Origin of the sequence: Paenibacillus ihuae (assembly GCF_001368795.1) — a bacterium.
Classification (GTDB): Bacteria; Bacillota; Bacilli; order Paenibacillales; family Paenibacillaceae; genus Paenibacillus_AQ; species Paenibacillus_AQ ihuae.
In genome coordinates this window covers 1,195,822-1,202,840 of record NZ_LN831198.1, presented here as the reverse complement: position 1 = coordinate 1,202,840, position 7,019 = coordinate 1,195,822, and the positions used below count along the sequence as shown (strand labels likewise).

7 protein-coding genes and 1 riboswitch are annotated in these 7,019 nt (G+C 56.2%); of the genes, 1 reads left to right on the top strand and 6 read right to left on the bottom strand.

Annotation, left to right across the window (positions count from 1 at the left end):
• The 6 genes from cbiE to cobJ all read right to left on the bottom strand — a co-directional run.
• Window positions 1-346: precorrin-6y C5,15-methyltransferase (decarboxylating) subunit CbiE (cbiE, locus tag AQR02_RS33590; RefSeq protein ID WP_342447441.1), on the bottom strand; the 346-nt coding region annotated here is incomplete at its 3' end.
• Window positions 339-1,466, bottom strand: a complete 1,128-nt coding sequence (locus tag AQR02_RS05280; protein ID WP_082451656.1) for a cobalt-precorrin-5B (C(1))-methyltransferase — start codon at window positions 1,464-1,466, stop codon at window positions 339-341. The genes AQR02_RS05280 and cbiE, both read right to left, overlap by 8 nt.
• Before the next feature lie 6 nt (window positions 1,467-1,472).
• Window positions 1,473-2,132, bottom strand: a complete 660-nt coding sequence (locus AQR02_RS05275; protein ID WP_054942000.1) for a precorrin-8X methylmutase — start codon at window positions 2,130-2,132, stop codon at window positions 1,473-1,475.
• An 18-nt stretch (window positions 2,133-2,150) separates the two neighbouring features.
• The gene (cobK, locus tag AQR02_RS05270) at window positions 2,151-2,972 is read right to left on the bottom strand and encodes a precorrin-6A reductase (protein WP_054939680.1); all 822 of its coding nucleotides are present in this window, start codon (window positions 2,970-2,972) and stop codon (window positions 2,151-2,153) included.
• A gap of 4 nt (window positions 2,973-2,976) precedes the next feature.
• Entirely contained in the window at window positions 2,977-4,002 is a 1,026-nt protein-coding gene (locus AQR02_RS05265) for a sirohydrochlorin chelatase (protein ID WP_054941999.1), read from the bottom strand.
• 44 nt (window positions 4,003-4,046) lie between these two features.
• Window positions 4,047-5,600, bottom strand: coding sequence for a precorrin-3B C(17)-methyltransferase (cobJ, locus tag AQR02_RS05260; RefSeq protein WP_054939679.1), 1,554 nt, complete (start codon window positions 5,598-5,600; stop codon window positions 4,047-4,049).
• Between the two features lie 283 nt (window positions 5,601-5,883).
• Window positions 5,884-6,073, bottom strand: a riboswitch (cobalamin riboswitch).
• A gap of 135 nt (window positions 6,074-6,208) precedes the next feature.
• Between cobJ and AQR02_RS05255 the strand changes: the two genes are divergently transcribed.
• Window positions 6,209-7,019 (top strand): ArsR/SmtB family transcription factor (locus tag AQR02_RS05255; RefSeq protein ID WP_054939678.1); only part of this gene is annotated, 811 nt, incomplete at its 3' end.

Genomic DNA, 7,019 nt, shown 5'->3' with positions numbered 1-7,019 from the left:
CGCCAAGCCGGGCAAAAGCAAGCTGCACACTGGTGTAATGCGGAACCACCTGGACATGCTGCGGCCCGAACCGCCGGACCAAAAAGCCGGCAATTCCGTAAAACAGCGGATCTCCGGAGGCAAGCACCACCGTCTGACGCTCTCTATACAGCCCCTCCAGCTTGTCGGCAAAGGTCTCCAGTCCGCCCTGCAGGACGATTTTCTCCCCGCTGTACCGGCTGAAGAACGACAGCTGCCTTTCCCCGCCGAACAGCACTTCACTCTCCTGCACTCTGCTTAGGCTCTGCGGCGTCAGTCCGCCGGCGCCGTCTTCACCAATGCCGATGACATATATTATTTTATCCACGGATCTCCGCCCTCCCCAGCAGCCTGCCCTTCATCGTAATCAGCACCATCTCCACCGTCATGCCTCCATTCACCTGCTTCAGACATTGTATGCAGGCATGACGGCACAACTGTTCAAAAAAATCTAAATGCCCCGCCTCGGTCATCAGATCCACGACCTGAGAGGCGGTATTTGCTTCTGCAACCTCCTGTACCAGCCGTTTATCAGCCCCTGCCTCAGCGGCAACGGCGGCGAGGAAGCCGAAGTCTACAGGCGCATTTTTGGAATGGATCAGCATCGCCCCTTGCGCCACCTTGGAATATTTACCGGCCATGCCCACCAGCGTCACTTTCTGAAATCCGTAAGCTTTGGCATGGCCGAGTGAGAACCCTACATATTCACCCATTTGGATAAAAGCTTCCTCCGGAAGCTCATTGAACATCGCCTGCGCATGTTTTTCACTGCTGCCTCCGGTGGTCAATACCAGCTGGCCGTTCCTGGTAGCAGCGGCGACCGAAATCGCCTGCACAATGCTGGCCTGATAAGCTTCAGTAGAGAACGGAGTCACAACACCGCGCGTACCAAGAATGGAAATGCCGCCCAGGATGCCGAGCCGCGGGTTGAGCGTCTTTCGGGCAATTGCTTCGCCTTCGGGTACACTGATCACTACCCGCAGCCCGCGTGCTGCACCATGTTCCTCGAGCACCTCGGAGACAGCCTCCAAGATCATCCGCCGCGGTACCGGATTGATTGCCGCTTCGCCGACTGCCACCGGCAGGCCCGGTTTCGTTACCCGGCCGACGCCGCGTCCTCCGTCAATCTCGACGGAGGAGTGATCCAGCCAGCTCACCGTAGCTTCAATCCACGCCCCGTGTGTCGCATCGGGATCATCCCCGGCATCCTTAATTGTTGCGCAGGTTGCACTAATGTCACCCTGGCGCTCGCAGCCGGTCAATTCGAAGCGGTGGTGAAATCCCGCTGGTAAGTACAGCTCTACGCTATGCGGTGCTTCACCGGTTATGAGCAGGAGTGCCGCCCCTTTGGCTGCTGCTGCTGCACAGGCACCAGTCGAATAGCCCCGGCGCATCGGAGCCGGACTGCCAGCCGCGGTTTGCCCGTCCATTCCTTTCTCTCCGGTCATGGCTGCTTATTTCCCCTCAGCCTGACGGACGGCCAGCAGACTAAGGGCATTTACCGCTGCCACAACTATAGTGCTGCCGCCTTTGCGACCGGTATTCGTTATATAAGGAATATCCAGCTTGCGCAGTTCATCCTTGGATTCAGCAGCGGATACGAATCCGACCGGCATGCCGATGACAAGCCCCGGCCGGGCTGTGCCTTCTTTGATCAGACGTATCAATTCCAGCAGGGCCGTTGGCGCATTGCCAATGACATAGATCCCCCCCGGAGCAGCCGCACAGGCTTTGCGTGTGGCGACAATCGCCCGGGTCAGGCCCAGCGCTTTTGCTTCTTCGATAACATCCGGATCTGAAATATGCACACGGACTTCCCCGCCATACCGCTGAATCCGCTCTTTTGAGATGCCCGCCTCCACCATCCGCACATCCGCAATAACCGGCATTCCCTGCAGTATCGCGGTGATTCCCGCTTCAATCGCCTGGGGATGAAACACCAGACTCCGCCCCAGCTCGAAATCGGCCGAAGCATGGATGATCCGCTGCACTACCGGATACTGCTCGGCGCTGAAATCATGCCCGCCAAGTTCCCCCGTAATCATTTGGAAGCTCAGACCTTCTATTTCCTGCGGCTGTACCGTCAGTGGCTTAAACTCCGTCCCGAAATCCATGTCCATTCCCCTTTCTCTTCATTCCTGCACCTGTTCAGCGTTAACCGCACGGTACTTCGACCTTTCCGCCAGCTCAGCCTGGACCGCCTCTGCCAGCGCATCAAAGGAGTCATACACTCCGCCATTCCCGTCAAACAACAGCTGCGGCCGGGTGATGAGGATGACATAGAGCCCCATATCCAGCGCTGTACGCAGCTTCTCATCCACAGCTCCCTGTGCGCCGCTTTCCTTAGTAACCATGACCTGTGTACCGTAATGCCGGAACATTGCTTCATTCATTTCCCGCGAAAAAGGTCCCTGAAGCGCAATGATATTCCGCTGTTCAATCCCCAGTCTCAGGCATTTCTCTATATTCTCCAGGTAGGGCAGCAGCCGGACCGTCAGACGCACCTCTGGATCACCCAGCAGCACCTGCGCAAAAACCTCCAGTGTCTTGCCTCCGGTCGTCAGCATCACCGAGCCTTTTATCGCCTTCGCTGCAAGGGCCGCTTCCTCATAGGAATGCACGGGAATAAGCTTCGGATGACTGTCAAACGCAAGACTCCGCCGCTCATAGCGGTAGTAAGGCAGTCCCAGCGCTGCTGCAGCCTGGATAGCGTTGGCATGCGCTTCAAGCGCAAAGGGATGGCTGCCGTCCACCACAGCGCGATAATTACCTTCCTGCAAAAGCGTGACCATCTCCTGCATATCCAGCCGCCCGGTCCTGGTGCGGATTCCAGCCTCCTCCAGCCGTTCCGCCGCGCTTGGAGTCACTACCGAGGCCAGCAGGGGCAGTCCCCGGCGTGACAAGACCAGCGCCAGCTCCCGCGCGTCGCCTGTCCCGCAGAGCATCAGAATCATCGTGTTACAGCTCCTTCAGGCTGCCTGCAGCAGCCGCTGGAACAGAATCATCATGTCCATGATCATGTGCATGGGAATGCCCATGATGATGATTGTGACCATGTTTCGGGTCATGTTCATCACCATGATGAGGCTCATGGTTGTGTCCATATCCATGGTCATGCCCGTGCCCTTCTTCACCATGATGGTGATGATGGTGATGCAATTCTGCTGCATCCCGGTATCTGCAGGTATCGCAGTTGGCGAAGGACTTGCCTTCCAGCGTCTCCTCAATACGCTCTGCGAGCATATCCGCCAGCAACGGATGATTGCCGATATAGCTGCCGAGTTCCACCTCGACCTCCGGATGTGCTGCGGCAAACGCTGCGGCCCTCTCTGTAAACTGCTTCATCAGCACTCCGGTGAAGAGCAGATACGGCAGCACTACAATTTTACGCGCACCCAGTGCCAGACAGCGTTCCAGCCCCTCGTTCAGCGATGGCTGGGCAATAGCGATGAAGCAACTCTCAACGCTCTTATAAGGTGTGTGCTCCCACAGCAGCCTTGCCAGCTTGTAGAAGTCACTGTTCGCATCGGGATCGCTGCCTCCGCGGCCCATGACAAGCACGATAGTATCCTCGGCAGCTACCGGCTCTGTATCAGGTTTATCCCGCAGTCCCAGAGGCACAGCCTCCGTGATCCGGTCCAGCAAAATATCCACCGCTCTCTCCTGCACACCAACCGGACGACCGTAGATAAACTCCACTGCGGGATATTTACGTTTAGCCTGATCAATCGCCAGAGGGATATCCAGCTTGGAATGTCCTGCCGCAAATAAAATAATCGGCACAACATACACCACCCCGGCACCGCCGGCTACACATCGTTCAATCCCCCCGGCAATCGAAGGAGAAGCCAATTCGATGAAGCAGGTTTCAATGTTCAGCTCAGGCATACGGGCAGCAAGCTGAGCTGTAAAATTCCGCAATTCCTCATTGCCCTCTTCAATCCGGCTGCCATGGCCTACAAGCAGTATTGTTTTTTGGGTCAACCTGTTCTTCTCCCCGCTCCAGCTTGTGTTATTCGCTTGCCCAGTTACCCATACCCCGCTCTCCACGCTGCCCATCGACTCAAAAAAGAAAAAAAACGCTCGTTTGCCTTCCCCTTATTCCGGTATTGCTCAACAACACCGGTTACCGCGGCAACGGCTTCATCCTCGTTAATGCCTTCACGAACCAGGCTGCCTGCATGTGCCCCCCGGCCCGACTTCTTCCCTCCGAGGTAAAGCTCATAGCTGCCTCTGGAGTACACGACGCCGATATCCTCCAGCACCGCCGAGCTGCAGGCCATGCCGCAGCCGGCAACACTGATCTGTAGCCCTCGGGGGACAGCCAGCCCATGAAGCCGCTCATGCAGGCGTACAGCTGCTCCAAGACCTTCATTTTGTCTGAACTCACAGAACCCGCAGGTTTTCACTTTTACAAAATCACCCGGCCGGCTAACATTCAGCCCGGCAGCAGCCAGTTTATCCGCAATTCCCTCTTGCCCGCAGTGACTGCTGCGCAGGACAAAATCTCCGTCCTTTAAAGACACAAGCTGACCTTCATTGCCTGCAAGCTCTGCCAGCAGACGCAGCTGGGCACTGCTGTATCTCCGGCTGCCAAGCCCCGGTGAAACCTCAAGTCCGGCAGATTCAAACTCAATTGCCGATAATACGGCAGAAGCATGTGCCCGGGGTATATTCTGCACGACAGCAGGGGCACTGCTATCCGCAATGCTGCAGGTCCCGCCGCTGCCGGAAGTGCTCTGCGCCGCTGCCGCCAGCGACCAGGGCTCCGCTGCGGTCCGCAGCCGCTCATGCGGCTTCAGCGCCTGGGTCTCCGCGCCAAGATTGTACTTGCGCTCATAACCGCGCGGCGTCACCATCAGGCCGTCATACACAGTGGTAGCAGAGTTGCCTACCACGACTGTAGAGAGCATGCCGATTTCATGCTCCAGCATCGCCTGCAGCGTTGTTACAATGACCTGCTGACGGTCCCGGTAGGCATTCTTGACAATGCCTACCGGCGTGGCTGGATCACGGTAGCGGAGCAGAATACGGCGCGCCTCCTCGATCTGGCGCGTCCGCTTGCCGCTGCGCGGATTATAAAAGGCAATTACAAAATCCGCAGCACCCGCTGCATCAACCCGCGCGGCAATGCTCTCCCATGGCGTCAGATGGTCGCTTAGGCTGATCGTGCACGAATCATGCATAATCGGTGCTCCGAGGAGGGACGAGCAGGACTGAATCGCCGATATTCCGGGGATTACCTCTACCTCCACACCCTCTGAACGGTTCCAGCCGCGTTCCATCAGCACCTCATAGACCAGTCCGGCCATTCCGTACACGCCGGCATCCCCGCTGGAGATGACGGCAATCGTCTGGCCCGCCTCCGCCCGGCGCACCGCTTCCTGAGCCCGGCTGACTTCTTCGGTCATCCCTGTGCCGACAATTTCCTGATGCTTCAGCAGCGGCTTAATAAGCTCGACATAAGTGTTGTAGCCGATGACCGCTTCGCTCTCCTCAATCGCAGCGAGGGCTCGGCCTGTAATCTGTTCCAGGGCACCGGGGCCAAAGCCGATAATCAGCAGCTTTCCTTGTTTCTCCATTCTTTTTCCCCCGTTCATATGTAGATCAGACCGAACATGCGTCAACGCAATTTATCTGGTCCATAACAAAAACTCCCGGCCCTTAGGGGTGGGAGTGATATGTACGTCATCAGTTATGCAAGAGAGGATGTCGGTCTGCTACAGCCCGGAACCTTCACAGGAATGCAATACAGCAGCTTATTCCGGCTGATACCGCAGCAAATCTCAGGATTCCCGTCCGCGGACGCTGCCCGGCCTCTATTTCATTAACCCGTTCGTACACCGCTCTTATCCGCGTAGAGTCGTGGTGTGCGCCAACAAGGTAGGTCTCCTGGCTCGAAATACAAACGCCAAATCTTCGTCTTCCCCGGCAGCCTTGCCGAGTGACATCCTGAAGTTCAGCTCTTTCTTACAGTGGCGGGACCGCTCGGGAGTTTCACCCGATTCCCTGTTACCCCTTGCCTGACAAGGGCACCTTGTTTCTTCGCTAATTTATCCAATCCATTATAGAGGCCCCCGCCAGACCTTGTCTGTGATAAAAGTGAAGCGCCAATCTTGCCTTTTAGCTTGTACCGAACACATTTAAATAATATAATTATTAACTATATAACATGAACCGGAGGTTCTCCATGAAACTTGATCTTACCGAAGGCTCTTTACCTGTGTACGAAGCATTATCCAGTAGCGTACGCCTTCATATGCTCCGGTTGCTTGCTGTTCAATCCATGAACGTCAAGGAGCTGGCTGGAGCAGTCAATCTCAGCAGCGCGATTATGACGATGCACGTGCGCAAACTGGAGGCTGCCGGGCTAATCCGCACCCACATGGCTCCCGGACGAAGTGGTTTACAGAAGATCTGTTCACTTGCTGCCGAGAATGTAGAAATCATCTTCCCTGCACAGGCCAAGGCCGAACGCAAGGCTTACCGCAAGGAGATCCCTGTCGGCCACTACTCCGATTTCCAGATCGAACCCACCTGCGGGCTGGCGACTACGGAGCAGGTGATCGGCAACTTCGACGACCCGCGTTATTTCTGGGATATGGAACGGGTAAATGCCGGTATTCTCTGGTTTGGAAAAGGTTATGTCGAATACAAAATCCCGAACTTCCTGTTGACCAGCCAGCAGCCGGAGGAGCTCGTCATTACGATGGAGATTGCCTCCGAAGCCCCTTCAACCAATAACAATTGGCCGTCAGACATCGCCTTCACCCTGAATGGCCATAAACTGGGTTATTGGACAAGTCCGGGTGACTACGGTGACCGCCTGGGGAAATACACACCCTTATGGTGGCCTGCGTATACCAACCAATACGGCCTGCTTAAGCAGCTGCGCATTACACCAAAAGGAACATTCATGGACGGCCTTAAGCTGTCTGACATTACGCTTGAGCAAGTCGGCATCAGGGACAAGCAGTGGACCTTCCGTCTCTCGGTAGATG